Genomic DNA, 19,666 nt, shown 5'->3' with positions numbered 1-19,666 from the left:
GTTCCAGTGATGGTTCCCGCCCTTTTTCGTACAAGAACCCTATGCAAAGCAGCAGCACCCTATTTCCCGTGGCCCTGCTCAGTGCCGAGCGCCGGGGTGATCTGAGCGAAGATGTCTACCGGATCAAGGCCGGTAACAGCCCGGATCGCACCGTGGAACTCGCGCTTACCCGCCTGGGCATGGCCGATCAGACCGAGGTGCGTGGCATCCCGGTCATTTTGCTGCATGGCAGCTTTTCTAACCGGCGCTTCTGGTATTCGCCCCGGGGCGTTGGCCTGGGTGCGCAACTGGCGCGTGCCGGTTTTGATGTGTGGATTCCGGAAATGCGCGGCCACGGCTTGTCCCCGCGTAACCGCGACTATCGCAATAATCGGGTTTCCGACTATGCACGCTATGACCTGCCGGTAATTGGTGCCTTCGTCAGGGAAAAGAGTGGCCACGCGGCACATTGGCTGGGCCATTCCCTCGGCGGCACCACCTTGGCCGCTGCGCTGGGCGGGCGGTACCTGGACGCCGACCTGGTCGCCAGCGCCGCGTTTTTCGGCACCCAGGTCAGCCGCACCTATTGGCCGTTGAAAATCCCGCCGGTGGAATGGGGCGGCCGAGTGTTGCTCAAGCGTTTTGCGCAGATCTCGGGTGCTCGGCTCAAGCGCGGACCGGAAGACGAGCCCATCGGCCTGGCCCTGGAAAGCATGCGCTGGTTTGGTCTGTTCGGCCGATTCGGCGACAAGGAGCGTGACTGGTGGGCCGGCCTTGCCGAGGTGAGTGTGCCGGTACTGGCCGTGGCGGCGGCGGGTGACCTGCAGGACCCGGTCTGGGCCTGCCGCAAGCTGTTTGAGCAGGTGGGCAGTGACGCCAAGCAGTTCGTGCGCCTTGGGCGTGAAGAGGGCTTCGACAACTTCGGTCATGTCGATATGTTGGTCAGCAAGGCGGCGCAGGTACAGGTCTGGCCCTTGGTCGAGCGCTGGTTGCGCAACCCCTTGGAACCGTTGTTTGAAGAGGTAGCACCGAGCGTTTCGCCAGCGCCGGGTTATCGCTAAGATGTGACGCACTTTGTGATTTTGGTCATTTTTGGCTTTGACGAAGTTGATATGTTCATTGAGAAAGTGGGCGCAGCGCGACATCGGGTGACCGGACGTCGCTGGACGGTGTAGCCTTGGGCGGTATCGCTGCACCTCGTCTCTTCAATGACACTGCGACACTTACTTCCAATGTCTTGGCAATCGACAGGAGTTACCCATGCATTACCTCACGCCCGACTTGTGCGACACCTACCCGGATCTGGTCCAGGTGCTGGAGCCGATGTTCAGCAACTTCGGTGGCCGCGATTCCTTTGGTGGGGAAATCGTTACCATCAAGTGCTTCGAGGATAACTCCCTGGTCAAGGAGCAGGTTGACCTGGACGGCAAGGGCAAAGTGCTGGTGGTCGATGGTGGTGGTTCGCTGCGGCGAGCGCTGCTGGGCGACATGCTCGCCGAAAAGGCTGCCAAGAACGGTTGGGAAGGCCTGGTGATCTATGGGTGCATCCGCGATGTCGACGTCATCGCCCAGACTGACGTTGGTGTGCAGGCATTGGCCAGCCACCCGATGAAGACCGACAAGCGCGGCATCGGTGACCTCAACGTGGTGGTGAACTTTGCCGGGGTGACCTTCCGCCCGGGTGAGTACATTTACGCCGACAACAACGGCGTGATTGTCTCGCCAAGCCCGCTTAAGATGCCTGAATAAGCACGTAGACCGCTGAGTGGAGCAGGAATGTTCGAGGAAGAAAACGCGCAGTGGGGGCTGGTACATGCCCTGGTGCTCGATGGCAAAGGCGGTGCGCGTTCGATCGCTCGAACTGAACTGAACGATCTGCAGTTGCAGCCAGAGCAGAGCCTCTGGTTGCACTGGGACCGTAGTCACCCGCAAACCCGGACCTGGTTGCGCCACGACAGTGGCCTGAACGAGTTCGCCTGCGACCTGCTGCTAGAAGAAAACACCCGTCCTCGGTTACTGACCTTGCCAGAAGAGCAGATGTTGCTGTTTCTGCGCGGGGTCAATCTCAATCCCGGTGCCGAGCCTGAAGACATGGTCTCGGTACGTATCTTTGCCCAGGCGCAGCGAGTGATTTCACTCCGCTTGCGACCCCTGCGCGCCAGCGACGAGCTGCTGCAGCAATTGGCCGAAGGGCGCGGGCCGAAAACCGCCTCCGAGCTGCTTTTGAGCATGGCGCAATTGCTCACCGAGAAGGTTCAGGCATTGCTCAGCGACCTCTCGGAAGTGGTCGACCTGGAAGAAGAAAAACTCGAAGCTGACAAACGGTATGCGCCAGAGCAGGGTTCCTTGCAGCAGATTCGCCGTCGTGCTGCCGGTTTGCGACGCTTTCTCGCCCCACAGCGCGAAATCTACGCCCAGTTGGCACGTAACAAGTGGAGCTGGTTCGCCGAAGACGACGCCGACTACTGGAACGAGCTGAACAACAGCCTGATCCGCTACCTGGAAGAACTCGAGTTGACCCGCGAGCGGGCGGCCCTGGTGCTGGAAAGCGAGGATCGTCGCCGGGCCGAGCGGATGAACCGAACCATGTACCGCTTCGGCATCATCACCTGTATTTTCCTGCCCATGAGCTTTGTGACCGGGTTGCTGGGGATCAACGTCGGGGGCATTCCAGGTGCCGAAAGCCCCTACGGTTTCCTGTTCGCCAGCCTGCTGGTGCTGGGTTTGGCGCTGGGGCAGTGGTGGTTGTTCCGCCGCCTGCGCTGGGTATGAGGCAGTGGCTTTTGTGAACGCTCAGTCATTTACTGTCTGCCGGGTTCATGTGACCCGCGCCGGGGCGATCTCGTCTTTGACAGATATTGCGCGAGGTGCCCATGCACGATCCGTTTGAAGAATCCCTGCGAGACCTGCTCAAGGCTTCGTCGTCCGGCCAGGACCGAGATGACGATGCGTGCCTTGGCCGGGTCCTGAAAACCGCCAACCGTCAGGTGGGTGCGGGTGATCTGTTCAGCCTGCTTGGCCGCTGGAGCCAGGCACTGATGATTGCCGTCAACAATGGCTCGGCGCATGTCGCGCCGGTCCGACGTAACGCTACCGCTCGTAAAGCTGATAAGGCCGATTGAATATGGAACTTGATCTCTGGACCCAGAGCCTGGTCACCGCGATGACTGCGTTGTGGACCAAAGTGGCAAACTTCATCCCCAATCTATTTGGCGCACTGGTCGTGGTGCTGTTGGGCTTTGTTGTTGCCAAGTTGCTCGACACCTTGCTTTCCAAGTTGCTGGCCAAGTTGGGCCTCGATCGCCTGATGGGCGGTACCGGCCTGACCAAGATGCTCAGCCGGGTTGGCATCCAGGTGCCGATCTCGACGTTGATCGGCAAGATCGTCTATTGGTTCGTGCTGTTGATTTTCCTCGTGTCTGCTGCCGAATCCCTAGGCCTAGAGCGGGTCTCGGCGACGCTGGACATGCTCGCCCTGTACCTGCCGAAGGTGTTTGGCGCGGCGCTGGTGCTCCTGGCTGGTGTGTTGCTGGCACAGCTTGTGAACGGTCTGGTGCGCGGTGCAGCCGAGGGCATTGGCCTGGAATATGCCGCAGGTGTTGGCCGCATCGCCCAGGGTTTGGTCATCATCATCAGTATCTCGGTAGCAATCAGCCAGCTCGAGGTCAAGACTGACCTGCTCAACCACGTCATCGTCATTGGGTTGATTACCGTTGGTCTGGCCGTTGCGCTGGCAATGGGCCTGGGCAGTCGTGAAATCGCCGGGCAGATTCTGGCCGGAATCTATGTGCGTGAGCTGTACCAGGTGGGCCAACAGGTGCAGGTTGGAGAGGTTGAAGGGCAGATCGAAGAGATCGGAACCGTCAAGACGACGTTGCTGACTGACGATGGCGAGCTGGTCTCGTTGTCCAACCGGATTCTCCTGGAACAGCGGGTCAATAGCCGCTGACCGAGTAATCCTGCTAATGTATGCCGCCGCAAAATTGCCCCAGGCAGGGGTAAGCGGCGACATTGACCTGACTGTCGGCCAGATCCGTTTTGAATAAAGTTCACTCGCTGCCCATGCGTTACGACCCCCGCGAGCTCACTGATGAGGAGTTGGTGGCGCGTTCGCATGAGGAGCTGTTTCATGTTACTCGCGCGTATGAGGAACTCATGCGCCGTTACCAGCGAACTCTTTTTAACGTGTGTGCACGTTATCTGGGGAACGATCGGGATGCTGACGATGTCTGTCAGGAGGTCATGCTAAAGGTGCTCTATGGCCTGAAGAACTTCGAGGGTAAGTCGAAGTTCAAAACATGGCTCTATAGCATCACGTATAACGAATGCATCACCCAGTACCGCAAGGAGCGGCGCAAGCGTCGACTGATGGATGCCTTGAGTCTTGATCCACTTGAGGAAGCCTCGGAAGAGAAGGCGCCGAAACCGGAAGAGAAAGGCGGACTGGATAAATGGCTAGTGCATGTAAATCCGATTGACCGTGAAATTCTGGTGCTACGATTTGTCGCAGAACTGGAATTTCAGGAGATCGCCGATATCATGCATATGGGCCTGAGCGCAACGAAAATGCGGTACAAGCGTGCGCTTGACAAGCTACGTGAGAAATTTGCGGGCCTTGCTGAAACTTAGCGGCGCGCAAATATCTCTAACGTACCGGCAAGTTCTGCTAGACTTGCCGTCGAGTTGTCCCCCGGATGTTGGTGGGACTGCTTAACTATCACCAGATGGGGATTTAACGGATGAAATTGAAAAACACCTTGGGCTTGGCCATTGGTTCTCTTGTAGCCGCAACTTCGCTCGGCGCTCTGGCACAAGGCCAAGGCGCGGTCGAAATTGAAGGCAACGTTACCAAGCAGTACTACGATAGCGAGCGCAATTTTCAGAACGACGGCACCAACCCTGGTGTTCGCCTCGGTTACTTCCTGACTGACGACCTGTCGCTGGATCTGGGCTACAACGAAACTCACAACGTTCGTGGCGATGTCTTCAACAAGGACATCAAAGGTTCCAAGGCCAAGCTGGACGCTACCTACCACCTGGGCACCGTAGGCGACGCAGTACGTCCTTACGTCTCGGCTGGTTTCGCGCACGAAAGCCTGGGCCAGAGCTTCAACAACGGCCGTGACCACTCCACCTTCGCCAACGTTGGCGCTGGCGCCAAGTGGTACATCACCGACATGTTCTTCGCCCGTGCCGGCGTTGAAGCCATGTACAACATCGACAACGGCAACACCGAGTGGGGTCCATCCCTCGGTCTGGGTCTGAACTTCGGTGGCAGCGGCGGCAAGGTTGCTCCAGCTCCAGCTCCAGTAGCTGAAGTCTGCTCCGACAGCGACAACGACGGCGTTTGCGACAACGTCGACAAGTGCCCTGACACCCCAGCCAACGTTACCGTTGACGCTGACGGCTGCCCAGCTGTTGCTGAAGTCGTACGTGTTGAGCTGGACGTCAAGTTCGACTTCGACAAGTCGGTCGTCAAGCAGAACAGCTACGGTGACATCAAAAACCTGGCTGACTTCATGAAGCAGTACCCACAGACCACCACCACTGTTGAAGGTCACACTGACTCCGTCGGTCCTGACGCTTACAACCAGAAACTGTCTGAGCGTCGTGCAAACGCCGTTAAGCAAGTTCTGACCAACGAGTACGGTGTTGAGTCGACTCGCGTTGAGTCGGTTGGCTACGGTGAAACCCGTCCGGTTGCTGACAACGCCACCGACGCTGGTCGCGCTGTTAACCGTCGCGTAGAAGCACAAGTAGAAGCCCAAGCCAAGTAATTGGTCCAAGCGCTACTGAAAAGCCCGGCCTAGGCCGGGCTTTTCTTTGCCTGCGATTCAGGCGCTCAGTTGGATCAGCCCAGCCGCGTGTTGGCCTGCCACCTCACCGATCACCAGGATGGCCGGGCTGCACAGCTCGAAGCTGGCAGCGTCCTCGGTCATGTGGGCCAGGGTGCTACGTTGTTCGCGTTGTTGGGGCAGGGATGCGTTCTCGATCATGGCCACCGGTGTATCAGCCGACATGCCACCTTCCATCAAGCCTTGGCGCACCTCATCCAGTTTGCTGACGCCCATGTACACCACCAGGGTGGTACCGCCCTGGGCAAGCGCTTGCCAGTTCAGCGGGCTGTCGTCCTGGGTATGGGCGGTTACCAGCGTCACGCCGCGGCTGACACCGCGCAGGGTCAGGGAGATACCACACTGGGTGGCTCCTGCAAGTCCGGCAGTAATTCCATTGACCAGCTCGGCTTCGATGCCATGGTCGTGCAGCCAGGCTGCCTCTTCACCGCCACGCCCGAAAATGCACGGATCGCCCCCCTTCAGCCGTGCCACGCAGCGTCCCTGGCGGGCATAGCGCAACATCAGGCGCTGGATGAACGCCTGGGGCGTCGAGCGGCAGCCGCCGCGCTTGCCCACGGCTATGACCCTCGCCTGTGGGCAATGCTCCAGGATCAGTGGGTTGACCAGATCGTCGATCAAAACCACTTCGGCCTCGCCCAGGGCGCGCACGGCCTTGAGTGTCAGCAATTCCGGATCACCGGGACCTGCGCCAATCAGCCAGACTTTTGCATTCATCGGGTATTCCTCATCGGCAACGGAGGCTGTCAGCCCTTTAGCAGGCTGATCAGCAGAATCAGGTTCAGTAACAAGGACAGCAATGCCAGGCCGCGCCAGACTTTCATCGGCTCACGCTCAAGCAACGGGCGTGGCCGTAGCGTCAGCGGCTGGCGTTCGCCTTGCTCAAGCAACAACAGCCACTGCTCGGCAGTTTCAAAGCGCTGGGCCGGGTCGGCTGCAACGGCCTGGGTCAGGTTCTGCTCCAGCCACTCCGGCACATCGGGGCGAAACCTTGCGGCACTGGCCGGCTGGGTGAAGCGGGGCCGCTGGAAGGCTTCTATTTCGCCGTAGGGGTACTGACCGGTGAGCAGGTAGAACAGCGTCACACCGACGCTGTAGAGGTCGTGCCGCGGGCTCGGCGCCTGGCCTTCAAATGCTTCGGGGGCGATAAACGAGGGTGTGCCCGGCAACTCATGGGCGCGGTCCTCGGAGAGGCCGGGACAATACGCCAGGCCGAAATCAAGCAGGCGCAGTTGGCCTTTTTCGTCCAGGTGGATGTTTTCGGGCTTGATGTCGCGATGCAGGATGTTGCGCCGATGCAGCATGCCAACGGCCTGGAGCAGTTGCTGGGCGAGCCCTTGCCACTGCGCCAGCGGCAGCGGGCCGGACTGTTTCAGCAGTTGGGCCAGGGTCTGGCCGCGGTATTCACGCATCACGTAATACAGGTGCTGGCGCTGGCCGGCCACATGTACTTCCGGAAAAAAGCGGCCTGCCATGCGCCGTAGAAACCATTCCTCCAACAGCAGGCCCTGCAGGGCGCCGGGCTCGTTCTCCCGCGTCAATGGCAGGGTTTTCAACAGCCAGGGGTTTTGCTGGTGATCGCGTACCCGATACAACAGCGACTGACGACTGTGCCCCAGTGGCTGCTCGACCTGCCAGCCGTCGATGCCCTGGCCGATGCGCAGCGCGGGTGGCAACGGCCATTGCTGATGCTGGGCCAAGGCATCGCCAAGGGATGCCGTGCCCAATTGCTCGATCCGCACCAGTAGCGCGCTGGCATTGTCCTGGCTGCCGCATAAGTGGGCTGTCCTGACCAGTGTCTGTGCAGCCTCCTGCAAGTCAGGTTGCTCACGCAGCACCGACGTGATCTGGGTTTCGCTCAGGCTCGCCCAGATACCGTCGCTGAGGAGAGCAAAGCACTCGCCTGGGCGCATGTCGCCTTCCAGGTAGTCCACCAGCAGATGCTGGTCCAGGCCCAGGGCGCGCTTGAGTACGTGCTGCATGCCCGGCTGGTCCCAGACATGGTCCTGGCTGATGCGCTGCAATTGCTGATCTTGCCAGCGATACACCCGGCAGTCGCCGATGTGCGCCAAGGTAAAGCGCCGGCCACGCATCACCAGGGCGCTCAGGGTGGTCAGCAGCGGTTGCCCGCCGCCGTTGGCCCGTAACCAGCGATTCTGGGCCAGCAGCAGCTTGTCCAGGGCCTGTGGCACGCTCCAGGTGGCCGGGGTGGCGTAGTAGTCCAGCGCCAGGGCCTGCAGGCTGGCGCGCGCTGCCAGGCCGCCGTCGGCGCACTGGCTGACACCGTCGGCCAGGGCAAACAGGTAGCCTTTGCTGGCGGCCAGCTCTGCGTTGGGCGTGACCAGACGCAGGGCATCCTGGTTCTGCTCCCTGGGGCCCGTGGCGCTGGCTTGAGCGAAGCTCAGTTGCAGGCTCATGGCGTTGTCTCAAACCCGTGCCGCGGTGACGGCTGCCGAGCCCCAGGTGGTGCGCCAGCGTTGCTTGACGCCGTACAGGCCGAACCACGCCAGTACGCCCAGGCTGGCGAACAGCCACAGCCCCAGTTGATAGTCGCCGCTGTGTTGCTTGATTGCCCCAAGGCCCGCCGCCAACAGGAAACCACCAATCCCACCGGCCATGCCGATCAGGCCGGTCATGACCCCGATCTCCTGGCGAAAGCGCTGGGGCACCAACTGGAACACCGCGCCATTGCCTGCGCCGAGGCCGAGCATGGCGCTGACGAACAACGCCAGTGCCGCCATCGAGCTTGGCAGGTTGAAGCCCACCGCAGCGATGCAGACAGCGGCCACGGTGTACATCGCCAGCAAGGTGCGAATACCGCCAAAGCGATCTGCCAGGGCGCCACCCAGGGGGCGCATGAGGCTGCCGGCAAACACGCAGGCAGCGGTGTAATAGCCGGCAGTGATCGGGCTCAGGCCGTACTGGTCGTTGAAGTAGCCGGGCAGGGCGCTGGCAAGGCCGATGAAGCCGCCAAAGGTGACGCTGTAGAAAAACATGAACCACCAGCTGTCGCGGTCGCCCAGGGCCTTGAGGTAATCGGCCATGGCCTTGGGTTTGGGGCGTTGCGGGGCGTTGCGGGCGAGCAGGCCGAACAGCAACAGGGTCAGTACCAGGGGGATCACGGCAAAGCCGAATACATTGTTCCAGCCAAAGCTTGCGGCCAGCACGGGCGCAAGCAGGGCGGCGAACACTGTGCCGGAATTGCCTGCACCGGCAATGCCCATGGCCTTGCCTTGGTGCTGGGCCGGGTACCACTGCGAGGCCAGCGGCAGCGAGACGGCAAACGAGGCGCCGGCCACACCCAGGAATACGCCCAGCAGCAGCGCTTGCTCATAGCTGTGGATGCCCAGGTTCCAGGCACAGAACAGGGCGACGATGACAATCACCTGGCCAATCAGGCCGGCGGTCTTGGGCGACAGGCGATCCACCAGCACCCCCATGACAAAGCGCAGGATGGCCCCCGCCAGGATCGGCGTGGCCACCATCAGGCCGCGTTGCTGGGTGGTCAGTTGCAGGTCGGTGGCGATCTGCACCGCCAGCGGGCCCAGCAGGTACCAGACCATGAAACTCAGGTCGAAATACAAAAAGGCGGCGAACAGCGTGGGGATATGCCCGGACTTCCAGAAACTCGTATTCATCGAACACCTCGTTGAACGTTGCACTGCAGTCGCGCCCTCAAGGGGCAGAAACGAAAAGACGTCGCCACCCGACCCGCTGTTGCGGGTGGGGAGCGACGTCTTTGTCGTGAGGGGGCAACCGCCGTTGGCTACCTGTGAAGATGATTTAGCAAGAGCCGGGCCAACGCCGGTTCAGCCGAGCAGATCGCTCATCGCGATGATCTGTTCGGCCACCTGGATCAGCTTCTGTTGCTTGCTCATCGCCTGGCGGCGCATGAGGGTGTAGGCCTGCTCTTCATTGCAGTCCTTCATTTTCATCAGCAGTCCCTTGGCCAGTTCGATGCGTTTACGTTCAGCCAGTTGCTGGTCGCGTGCCTGCAGCTGGGCCTTGAGCGCCTGGTCGCTCTCGAAGCGGGCCATGGCCACGTCCAGGATCGGCTGCAGCCTGGCCGCGTGGATGCCCTCGACGATATAGGCACTGACCCCGGCCTGGATCGCCTGGCGCATCACCCCAGGGTCGTGCTCGTCGGTGAACATGACGATCGGCCGTGGCCGGTCGCGGCTGACCAGGATCACTTGCTCCATGACATCCCGGCCGGGTGACTCGGTATCGATCAGCACAACGTCCGGACGCACCGTTTCGACGCGCGCCGGCAAGTCGATGGTCAACCCCGACTCTTCGATCACCTCGAAACCCGCCTCGACCAGCGCGGCCTTCAGGCGCCCGACTTTTTTCTCGGTGTCATCGATCAACAGGATTCGCAACATCGTGGCGTCTCCCTGTCAGTGGTGGGCAAGCGCGGCGGGTGAGTCGGCCAGCGCGTGAAGGCGGAAGCTGCGGGCATAGGCGGCCGGGTCGCTACCGTCCCACGCGATGCCGTCGATCAACAGGCTGCTGCGCATGTTCCGGACGTCGCAGGGCACACCAAGGGCGCTGGCGGCGTCGCGGTACAGCGCCAGTTGCTGCACCTGCCGGGCCACGCCGAGGTAGTCCGGGTCCTCACGTAGCAGGCCCCAGCGGCGGAACTGGGTCATGAACCACATGCCATCGGAAAGGTAGGGCAGGTTGGCGCGCCCCTGATCGTGCAGGCTCAGGGCGCAGGGGTCGTGCCAGTGATTGCCCAGGCCATCGTGGTAGTCGCCGAGCAGGCGCGGTTCGATGCTGGCGAGGGGGGCGTCCAGGTAGGCCTTGCCACTGAGCAGTTGCGCCGTGCTGCGGCGGTTTTCCGGGCTGTGCTCGATAAAGCGGCTGGCCGCCAGAATGGCCATGACCAGGGACCGGGCCGTGTTGGGGTATTGCTCGACAAAGGCGCGGGTGCACCCCAGGACCTTTTCCGGGTGATCGGGCCAGATCGACTGGCTGGTGGCCAGGGTGAAGCCGTTGCTCTGTTCGACAGCGTCGGCCGACCACGGCTCGCCGGCGCAGAAGCCGTCGATGCGCCCGGCCTTCAGGTGGGCAGTCATCTGTGCCGGAGGCACCACTACGCTGTTGACGTCATGCAGCGGGTGGATGCCCTGGCTGGCCAGCCAGTAATACAGCCACATGGCATGGGTGCCGGTGGGGAAGGTCTGGGCGAAGGTCAGTTTTGTGCTGCTTTGGTGCACGAAGCGCTCCAGTGCCTCGGGACTGGTCACGCCCTGGCGCTGCAACGCTGAAGACAGGTTGATGCCCTGGGCGTTCTGGTTCAGCCCCATCAGCACCGCCATGTCGGTGGCGCTGGTGCCGCCAATGCCCAGGTGCACGGCATAGATCAGTCCGTACAGGCTGTGGGCGGCATCCAGTTCGCCGCTGACCAGTTTGTCGCGCAGCCCGGCCCAGGAGCTCTGGCGCTTGAGGTTGAGGGTCAGCCCGTAAGGCTGGGCAAAGCCCTGGGTGGCGGCGACCACCACCGAGGCACAGTCGCTCAGGGCCATGAAGCCGATGTCCAGGCTGTGCTTCTCTGGCGCATCGCTGCCGTTGACCCAGGCCAGGGGAGTAGGGGGGAAGTCGTTGTTCACAGTGTCGCGCCTGTATCGAAGGTCAGGCCGTGCCGTTTGCGAGGCTGGCGTTACTGTCGACAAAGCAACGCATATGCCAAGGCGGCCCTGTCCCCCGGACGACGCCACGGCTATAATCGCCCCCCTCACTCACGTCGAGCTAAGCCCGCCCATGTATACCCTGGCCCGCCAGCTGCTGTTCAAGCTCTCCCCGGAGACCTCCCATGACCTGTCCCTGGACCTCATCGGCGCCGGTGGCCGCCTGGGCCTGAACGGGTTGCTGACCAAAGCCCCGGCTTCTGTGCCGGTGACGGTCATGGGCCTGGAGTTCGCCAACCCGGTAGGGCTGGCGGCAGGATTGGACAAAAACGGTGCGGCCATCGACGGCTTTGCCCAGTTGGGTTTCGGTTTTGTCGAGATCGGTACGGTGACGCCCCGTCCGCAGCCAGGCAATCCCAAGCCGCGACTGTTCCGCCTGCCTGAGGCCGAAGCAATCATCAACCGCATGGGCTTCAACAACCTGGGCGTCGACAACCTGATCAACCGGGTACGGGCGGCCAAGTACCGCGGCGTACTGGGTATCAACATCGGCAAGAACTTCGACACCCCGGTCGAACGTGCGGTGGACGACTACCTGATTTGCCTGGACAAGGTCTACGACCACGCCAGCTACATCACCGTCAATGTCAGCTCACCCAACACCCCGGGCCTGCGCAGCCTGCAGTTTGGCGACTCGCTCAAGCAGTTGCTCGACGCACTGGCCGAGCGCCGTGGGCAACTGGCCGGGCAGTATGGCAAGCACGTTCCCCTGGCGATCAAGATCGCCCCGGACATGAGCGACGAAGAAACGGCACTGGTGGCCAGTGCCCTGGTCGAGTCGGGCATGGACGCGGTGATCGCCACCAATACCACCCTGGGCCGCGAAGGGGTCGAAGGCCTGCCGTTTGGCGATGAAGCCGGTGGCTTGTCGGGAGCGCCAGTGCTGGAGAAGAGCACGCATATCGTCAAGGTGCTGTCGGGCGAGCTGGGCGGCAAGTTGCCGATCATCGCTGCAGGCGGGATCACCGAAGGCAAGCATGCCGCGCAGAAAATCGCTGCCGGCGCCAGCCTGGTGCAGATCTACTCGGGGTTCATCTACAAGGGGCCTGCGCTGATTCGCGAGGCTGTCGACGCTATCGCCGCGCTGCCGCGCTAACGGCACGGGCATAAAAAAGGGCCCCTTGAAGGGGCCCCTGGGCCTTAGCCCGCCGCCCGGATGGGGCGCGCATGGTTAATCGAATTCAGATCCTCGTTCAGCCAACGGCGTGAAGTTCGTTGAGTCTATGAATACCCGCAGTGCCGGTCATACCGTCCCAGTTGTCGCCGCGTCCTTCGCGCCAGCCATTGATCCATGCCTGGCGTACAGACGGTAGAGTAAAGGGGCAAAGCTCGCGGGATTTGCCGGTGACCCCATATTGGTAGCCACGTGAAAATGCTCGTTCCAACGGATCACGCTTAAGTCTTCTCATAGGGTGTTGCCCTCACTTGTTGACTGTAATGTCCCGTCGGCCTCTAGGAGGCCGGGCAGAATCGTTCTGCCGGTTTGCGCTCGCTGCCGGCGTCGCGAGCGAAAGTGTTGCCCCGTTGCGGTGACAACCTGAGATGAGTTCTAACCAATGCACGACACAGTGTGAATGATCGTTTTGTCATAAGGACGTAACGTTTCTGAGGGTCAAAGGATAAGTAAATAATTGCGTCAGAGAAGGATTTGACGCAAAGCCCGCTATGATCAGGGTTTGATAAGAATTGAAGTCACTTGGCCATTGCCGAGAGATAATTTGTAACAAGGCAGTCATTACGACGAAGGGTCATTTTTCACCCTGACAATCGTGAAATTTTCATTCTGCCCGGCAATCAAAGACTTTTTACCCCAGGTGGAAGGTCGGGTTTTCCGGGTGGCCCGGCACTGATGCAGTGCCATTCGAGCGCTCGCTGGAAAGGCGTTCGATTAAACATCGGCAGGGCAATGCGCTTGTCCTCCACTTTTTGCTCAAGGCACTGGATACCTCATGTCGGACCGTTTCGAACTCTACCTTACCTGCCCCAAAGGCCTTGAAGGCCTGCTTGCCGAAGAAGCCCGCGGCCTTGGCCTTGAAGAGGTGCGCGAGCACACCTCCGCCATCCGCGGCTCGGCCGACATGGAAACCGCCTATCGGTTGTGCCTGTGGTCACGCCTGGGCAACCGCGTGTTGCTGGTGCTCAAGCGCTTCAACATGAAGAACGCCGATGACCTCTACGACGGTATCCACGAGGTCGAGTGGCAGGATCATCTGGAGCCAAGCGGCTCGCTGGCCGTGGAGTTCAGCGGGCATGGCTCGGGCATCGACAACACCCACTTCGGTGCGCTCAAGGTCAAGGACGCCATTGTCGACAAGCTGCGTACCCGCGATGGCGAGCGGCCGTCGGTCGACAAGCTCAACCCGGACCTGCGCGTTCATCTGCGCCTGGAGCGCGGCGAAGCCATTCTCTCCCTGGACCTTTCCGGTCACAGCTTGCACCAGCGTGGCTACCGCTTGCAGCAAGGTGCCGCACCGCTCAAGGAAAACCTGGCTGCCGCTGTCCTGATCCGTGCTGGCTGGCCGCGCATTGCCGCCGAAGGGGGCGCCCTGGCCGACCCGATGTGCGGTGTGGGTACGTTCCTGGTCGAGGCCGCGATGATCGCTGCCGACATCGCCCCGAACCTCAAGCGCGAACGCTGGGGCTTCAGTGCCTGGCTCGGCCACGTGCCGGCGCTGTGGCGCAAGCTGCATGACGAGGCACTGGCCCGGGCCCAGGCTGGCCTGGCCCGTCCACCGCTGTGGATTCGCGGTTACGAGGCTGATCCGCGGCTGATCCAGCCGGGACGCAACAACGTCGAGCGTGCGGGCCTGAGCGACTGGGTGAAGATCTACCAAGGTGAAGTGGGCACCTTCGAGCCGCGTCCCGACCAGAACCAGAAAGGCCTGGTGATCTGCAACCCGCCCTACGGTGAGCGCCTGGGTGACGAAGCCAGCCTCCTGTACCTCTACCAGAACCTGGGCGAGCGCCTGCGCCAGGCTTGCCTGAACTGGGAGGCGGCGGTGTTTACCGGTGCCCCGGACCTGGGCAAGCGCATGGGTATCCGCAGCCACAAGCAGTACGCCTTCTGGAACGGCGCCTTGCCGTGCAAATTGTTGCTGATCAAGGTTCAGCCGGACCAGTTCGTCACCGGCGAGCGCCGCCAGCCTGAGCGCGATAGCACGGGTAACGGCAATGAAGTCCAGCGCTCTCCCGCCGCAGTGGCCAGCGAGCCGGCGCGCCTGAGCGAAGGCGGGCAGATGTTCGCCAATCGGCTGCAGAAGAACCTCAAGCAACTGGGCAAGTGGGCCAAGCGCGAGCAGGTCAGTTGCTACCGGCTGTATGACGCCGACATGCCCGAGTACGCGCTGGCGATCGACCTCTACCAGGATTGGGTCCACGTCCAGGAATACGCCGCGCCGCGCTCGGTAGATCCGGAGAAAGCCCAGGCCCGTCTGTTCGATGCCCTGGCCGCCATTCCCCAGGCCTTGGGTATCGACCAGAGCCGGGTGGTGGTCAAGCGTCGCGAACGCCAGAGCGGTACCCGCCAGTACGAGCGCCAGAGCACCCAGGGGCAGTTCCTGGAGGTCAACGAAGGGGGCGTGAAGTTGCTGGTCAACTTGACCGACTACCTCGACACCGGCCTGTTCCTCGACCACCGCCCGATGCGCATGCGCATCCAGCGCGAGGCGGCCGGCAAGCGCTTCCTCAACCTGTTCTGCTACACCGCCACGGCCAGTGTCCACGCCGCCAAGGGCGGAGCGCGCAGCACCACCAGCGTCGACCTTTCGCGTACTTACCTGGACTGGGCACGGCGCAACTTGTCGCTCAACGGCTTCTCCGACAAGAACCGTCTGGAGCAGGGTGATGTCATGGCCTGGCTGCAAGCCTGCCGCGACGAGTTCGACCTGATTTTCATCGACCCGCCAACGTTCTCCAACTCCAAGCGCATGGAAGGCGTGTTCGACGTCCAGCGTGACCACGTCGAACTGCTTGACCTGGCGGTAGCCCGCCTGGCGCCGGGCGGGGTGCTGTACTTCTCCAACAACTTCCGCAAGTTCCAGCTCGACGAGCACCTGGCCGAGCGTTATGCGGTGGAGGAGATCACGGCCCAGACCCTGGACCCGGACTTCGCTCGCAACACCAAGATCCATCGGGCCTGGCGCATCCAGGCACGCTGAGCAGGATCTTTCCCGGACCTGATTGCTTCATTAATGGCTAATGGCTATAACTGAAGGTGGGTCCGGGAAACGCTGCATGCTGGCGTTATGAGTGTTGTCTATGTCGATGCATGGCGTTCGTCCAAAAATGCTCGGCTTTGTCAGCGAAGAAGTGTCTGCCTGGCTGGTTGCCCTTGTGGCGCTGGTGGCCGGGGGGTTGTTGACTGCGTTACTGGCGCTGGCCACTCACGAGTTGTACCAGCAGCAGTTGCGCCAACGCTTCGAGTTGCTCGCCAGTGAGCGCTACAGCCGTATCGAAGAACGCTTCGAGGATCAGGTGCAGCGCCTGGATGGCCTGCGCCGGTTCTTCGTTTTTGCCAACGAGATCACCCTGGAAGAGTTCAACGGTTATGCACGGCCGTTGTTGCATCGCACCCAGGCCTATTCGTGGGCGCCCCGTGTGCTTGCAGCGCAGCGCCACGATTTCGAGCAGCGCGCCAGCAAGATGTTGGGCATGCGCTATGAAATCCTTCAACTGACCGACAGCGGTGCCGTGCTGGCTTCCCCTGAGCGGCCCTATTACTACCCCGTCTTGTTTACTCAGGCCCTGGCCTGGCAACGTCAGCCGTTTGGCCTGGATCTGCTTTCCCAGGCCCTGCGCCAGGATACGCTGCAGCGTGCCTCGAAACCGGGCAGCATGGCTGTGTCGGCGCCACTGACGCTAACCGATGTCGACCCGGCTTACGCCCGTGGCGTACTGATGGCGGCCCCGGTGTTCGCGGCCCAGCAGCTTGCGCGAGAGCCGCAAGGCTATGTCATGGCGATCATCAGCATGCGCCAACTGATGGCCGAAGGGCTGCCAAACGCCGCCCAGGACAATCTGGTGGTACGCATCCGCGACTTGACCGGGCCGGACACCCAGCATGAGGTGCTGTTCCAGTCAGGCAACCAGAGCGCAACGACAGCGCTGGCTGCCAGCCATCTGCTGCATCTGGCGGACCACGACTATCAACTGGATATACGCCCCAGCCAGGCGTTCATGCAGGCCAATCGGTCGTCGGCGGTGCCCGCAGTGGCTTTTCTCGGTGGATTGCTCAGCCTGATGCTCAGTGCCTTGCTGTTCAGTCTGTTCAGCCAGCGTCAGCGCGCCCTGACCCTGGTCGAGCAGCGTACGGGCGAGTTGCGCGTCAGCGAACAGTCCTTGCGCAACACCCACAATCAATTGCGCAGTGTGCTGGATGCTGCGACCCAGGTTGCGATCATCGCCACCAGCCTGCGCGGGGTGATCAGCACCTTCAACGCCGGCGCCGAACGCATGCTCGGCTACACCAGCGCTGAGGCCGTGGGCAGCCTGACCTTGGAAGCCCTGGTGTCGCCCGAGGAGTTGCAGCAGCGGGCCAGGGCCTTGAGCGTGCGTTATGGCCGCGAGGTCACCCTGGCCCAGGCGATGTTCGCCGAAACTATCCAGGAAGGCGGCAGCGAGCCGGGTGAATGGACCCTGCAGCGCAAGGACGGCAGCCACTTGCTGGCCAACATGCTGGTGACGGCGGTGCTGGACGAGCATGGCCTGTGGGTGGGGCACCTGGCGATTTGCATTGATGTCACCGAGCGCAAACGTATCCATGACGCCCTGGCGGCCCGTGACCGATTGCTCGACAAGCTCAGTGCCGAGGTGCCCGGCGGTATTTATCAGTTCAGTCTGCGCCCGGATGGCAGCTCGTGCTTCAGCTATGCCAGCGAAGGGCTGCGGGACATCTACGAAATCGAACCCGGCCTGCTGCGCCTGGATGCTACGGCGGTGTTTGATCGTATTCATCCGGATGACCTGGGGCGGGTACGTACGTCGATCCGCTACTCGGCCGAGCACCTGACGCCCTGGCGCGAAGAGTACCGGGTGTTGTTGCCCTTGGCCGGGTTGCGCTGGGTCAGGGGGGAGGCAACCCCGGAACCGATGGATGATGGCGGGACGCTCTGGCACGGCTATGTCACGGATATATCCGATCTCAAGCGGGTCGAGGAAGAGCTGCGGGCGTTGTCGGTGACGGACGCCTTGACCGGCATCCACAATCGACGCTATTTCCAGGAGCGGCTGAAGACGGAACTGGAGCGTGCCCATCGCGACCAGCAGGACCTGGCCGTCATCATGCTGGACATTGATCATTTCAAACGGATCAACGATCAGTTCGGCCACGCGGTGGGCGACCATGTGCTGCGCAGCTTGTGCCAGCGTATCAGCCACCGGCTGCGGCGCACTGATGTGTTCTGTCGCCTGGGTGGCGAAGAGTTCATGGTGTTGTGTCCGGGCAGCAATGTCGCCCAGGCGCATTCGCTGGCCATGGAGCTGTGGCAGGGGCTGCGCAGTGTGCCGGTAGAGGGGGTGGGGATTGTCACGGCCAGCTTCGGCGTGGCCGGCTGGCGCCCAGGCGAGGGCGCCGATGCCTTGCTGCTGCGCGCCGACTCCGGGGTGTACGCGGCCAAGCAGGGCGGCCGCGACCGGGTCGAGGCCGAGCTGCCCTGAGCCGTCACATCAGGGTTGGACGGCTGCGGTGCTATTGACCAGTTTTGGCTGGCGGTACAGGTCCAGCAGTACCTGATCGAGCACGGCCGAGGCGCCCCAGGGTTTAGGGTCGTTGAGGATCGCCGCCACGGCCCAGGTGTTGCCGTTGCTGTCGCGGCTGAAGCCGGCGATGGCGCGCACCGTGTTGAGGGTACCGGTCTTGATATGCGCTTCACCGGTCATGGCGGTGCGCTTGAGGCGCTTGCGCATGGTGCCGTCCATACCTACCAGCGGCATCGAGCTGATGAACTCGGCGGCATAGGGGCTCTTCCAGGCGGCTTGCAGCAGGGCGGCCATTTCCCGGGTGCTCACCCGTTCGGCGCGGGACAGCCCGGAGCCGTTTTCCATGATCAGGTGCGGGGCGGTAATGCCCTTTTTCGCCAGCCACTGGCGCACCACGCGCTGTGCGGCGCGGGCATCATCGCCGTCGGCGTCGGTACGGAACCGCGCACCCAGGCTCAGGAACAGTTGCTGGGCCATGGTGTTGTTACTGTATTTGTTGATGTCGCGGATGATCTCGACCAGATCGGGCGAGAAGGCGCGGGCCAGCAGACGAGCGCTCTTCGGCACGGCGTCGATGCGGTCGCGACCCTGGATGGTGCCGCCCAGTTCGCTCCAGATCGCCCGTACTGCGCCAGCAGCATAGGTCGGGTGGTCGAGCAGCGACAGGTAGGTTTGCGAGTTGCAGCCATCACCCAGCTGGCCGCTGACGGTCACGCTGACACTGCCATCGGCCTGGGTCACCGGGTTGTAGCGTACATCGCCGCTGCACTGCTTGCTGTTGACCGCTTTGACCTGGTTGTCGATGCGGATCGTGGCGATCGGCGGTTCGACGGACACCAGTACCTTGCCGCCGTCGTTGCGGGCCACGAAGCGCAGGGCCTTGAGGTTGATCAGCAACGAGTCGGGCTTGACCAGAAAGGGTTTGTTTACGTCGCCACCATCGTCATTGAAGTGCGGGAGTACGGGCTGGACGAAATGGCTGCGGTCCAGCACCAGATCACCACTGATGGTTTGCACGCCATTGGCACGCAGGTCGCGCATCAATAGCCAGAGCTTTTCCATGTTCAGCTTCGGATCGCCGCCGCCCTTGAGATAGAGATTGCCTTGCAAAGTGCCGTTACGCAGCGGGCCATCGCTGTAGAACTCGGTTTTCCATTGATGGGTCGGGCCGAGCAGCTCCAGAGCGGCGTAGGTGGTGACCAACTTCATGGTCGAGGCCGGATTGACCGATACATCGGCATTGAACACGGTGGGAGTGCCCGGGCCGTTCAATGGCAGCATTACCAGCGATAACGCCGAATCCTGCAGCTTGTTGGTTTTAAGCGCTTGCTGGACTTTCGGTGAAAGGGTGGTGTTGATCGCGGCCGCTTGAGTGGAGAGCGCTACTGGCAGCAACAGGCCGGCGAGGAGAAAAGGGCGAAGAGATTTGATCATGTGCAATAA

General features: G+C 61.9%; 17 protein-coding genes. 10 read left to right on the top strand and 7 right to left on the bottom strand.

All coding sequences use genetic code 11. From position 1 onward, the window contains the following. Positions 1-41 precede the first annotated feature (41 nt). The 7 genes from U9R80_RS19340 to U9R80_RS19310 all read left to right on the top strand — a co-directional run bounded on the left by U9R80_RS19340 (position 42) and on the right by U9R80_RS19310 (position 5,756). Positions 42-1,040, top strand: coding sequence for an alpha/beta fold hydrolase (locus U9R80_RS19340; protein ID WP_301841705.1), 999 nt, complete (start codon positions 42-44; stop codon positions 1,038-1,040). Positions 1,041-1,239: 199 nt separating this feature from the next. Beyond that, positions 1,240-1,728 (top strand): ribonuclease E activity regulator RraA, encoded by a 489-nt coding sequence (gene rraA, locus U9R80_RS19335; protein ID WP_301841704.1) that lies wholly within the window; start codon positions 1,240-1,242, stop codon positions 1,726-1,728. A gap of 27 nt (positions 1,729-1,755) precedes the next feature. Continuing rightward, positions 1,756-2,751 carry a zinc transporter ZntB gene (locus U9R80_RS19330; protein ID WP_301841703.1) on the top strand — a complete coding sequence of 332 codons (996 nt, stop codon included), beginning with the start codon at positions 1,756-1,758 and terminating at the stop codon, positions 2,749-2,751. A 95-nt stretch (positions 2,752-2,846) separates the two neighbouring features. After that, entirely contained in the window at positions 2,847-3,101 is a 255-nt protein-coding gene (locus tag U9R80_RS19325; RefSeq protein WP_425313008.1) for a CrfX protein, read from the top strand. Between the two features lie 2 nt (positions 3,102-3,103). After that, the gene (locus U9R80_RS19320; RefSeq protein ID WP_028945870.1) at positions 3,104-3,928 is read left to right on the top strand and encodes a mechanosensitive ion channel family protein; all 825 of its coding nucleotides are present in this window, start codon (positions 3,104-3,106) and stop codon (positions 3,926-3,928) included. Positions 3,929-4,041: 113 nt separating this feature from the next. Then, positions 4,042-4,608, top strand: coding sequence for an RNA polymerase sigma factor SigX (sigX, locus tag U9R80_RS19315; protein ID WP_036990388.1), 567 nt, complete (start codon positions 4,042-4,044; stop codon positions 4,606-4,608). Positions 4,609-4,718: 110 nt separating this feature from the next. Next, on the top strand, positions 4,719-5,756 hold the full coding sequence (locus tag U9R80_RS19310; RefSeq protein ID WP_301841702.1) for an OmpA family protein: 1,038 nt from the start codon (positions 4,719-4,721) through the stop codon (positions 5,754-5,756). A 57-nt stretch (positions 5,757-5,813) separates the two neighbouring features. On the opposite strand, the gene cobA is transcribed toward U9R80_RS19310, so the two are convergent. The 5 genes from cobA to U9R80_RS19285 all read right to left on the bottom strand — a co-directional run bounded on the left by cobA (position 5,814) and on the right by U9R80_RS19285 (position 11,449). Further along, the gene (cobA, locus tag U9R80_RS19305; RefSeq protein WP_301841701.1) at positions 5,814-6,551 is read right to left on the bottom strand and encodes a uroporphyrinogen-III C-methyltransferase; all 738 of its coding nucleotides are present in this window, start codon (positions 6,549-6,551) and stop codon (positions 5,814-5,816) included. Between the two features lie 29 nt (positions 6,552-6,580). Next, a complete protein-coding gene (locus tag U9R80_RS19300; RefSeq protein ID WP_301841700.1) occupies positions 6,581-8,251 on the bottom strand; it encodes a bifunctional protein-serine/threonine kinase/phosphatase in 1,671 nt (556 codons plus the stop codon). A gap of 9 nt (positions 8,252-8,260) precedes the next feature. Next, positions 8,261-9,472, bottom strand: a complete 1,212-nt coding sequence (locus tag U9R80_RS19295) for a nitrate/nitrite transporter (RefSeq protein WP_301841699.1) — start codon at positions 9,470-9,472, stop codon at positions 8,261-8,263. A 171-nt stretch (positions 9,473-9,643) separates the two neighbouring features. After that, the gene (locus U9R80_RS19290) at positions 9,644-10,219 is read right to left on the bottom strand and encodes an ANTAR domain-containing response regulator (protein WP_028945876.1); all 576 of its coding nucleotides are present in this window, start codon (positions 10,217-10,219) and stop codon (positions 9,644-9,646) included. 15 nt (positions 10,220-10,234) lie between these two features. Further along, on the bottom strand, positions 10,235-11,449 hold the full coding sequence (locus tag U9R80_RS19285) for a CmpA/NrtA family ABC transporter substrate-binding protein (protein ID WP_301841698.1): 1,215 nt from the start codon (positions 11,447-11,449) through the stop codon (positions 10,235-10,237). 151 nt (positions 11,450-11,600) lie between these two features. Here U9R80_RS19285 and U9R80_RS19280 point away from each other — a divergent pair, with 151 nt between their 5' ends. Further along, the gene (locus U9R80_RS19280; protein ID WP_301841697.1) at positions 11,601-12,623 is read left to right on the top strand and encodes a quinone-dependent dihydroorotate dehydrogenase; all 1,023 of its coding nucleotides are present in this window, start codon (positions 11,601-11,603) and stop codon (positions 12,621-12,623) included. A gap of 97 nt (positions 12,624-12,720) precedes the next feature. Here U9R80_RS19280 and rmf read toward each other — a convergent pair whose 3' ends face one another. Beyond that, positions 12,721-12,936: a ribosome modulation factor gene (rmf, locus tag U9R80_RS19275; protein WP_010223328.1), complete on the bottom strand. Its 216-nt coding sequence runs from the start codon at positions 12,934-12,936 to the stop codon at positions 12,721-12,723. Positions 12,937-13,476: 540 nt separating this feature from the next. Here rmf and rlmKL point away from each other — a divergent pair. Continuing rightward, on the top strand, positions 13,477-15,684 hold the full coding sequence (gene rlmKL, locus U9R80_RS19270; protein ID WP_301841696.1) for a bifunctional 23S rRNA (guanine(2069)-N(7))-methyltransferase RlmK/23S rRNA (guanine(2445)-N(2))-methyltransferase RlmL: 2,208 nt from the start codon (positions 13,477-13,479) through the stop codon (positions 15,682-15,684). Between the two features lie 100 nt (positions 15,685-15,784). After that, positions 15,785-18,181 (top strand): sensor domain-containing diguanylate cyclase, encoded by a 2,397-nt coding sequence (locus U9R80_RS19265; protein ID WP_301841695.1) that lies wholly within the window; start codon positions 15,785-15,787, stop codon positions 18,179-18,181. Between the two features lie 9 nt (positions 18,182-18,190). Here the strand turns inward: U9R80_RS19265 and dacB are convergent, their stop codons facing one another. Further along, a complete protein-coding gene (dacB, locus tag U9R80_RS19260) occupies positions 18,191-19,657 on the bottom strand; it encodes a D-alanyl-D-alanine carboxypeptidase/D-alanyl-D-alanine endopeptidase (protein WP_301841694.1) in 1,467 nt (488 codons plus the stop codon). Between the last annotated feature and the right edge of the window lie 9 nt (positions 19,658-19,666).

This window comes from Pseudomonas sp. JQ170C (genome assembly GCF_035581345.1).
Lineage (GTDB): Bacteria > Pseudomonadota > Gammaproteobacteria > Pseudomonadales > Pseudomonadaceae > Aquipseudomonas.
The sequence above is the reverse complement of the archived record's forward strand: the minus strand, read 5'-3'. Positions and strand labels throughout refer to the sequence as shown.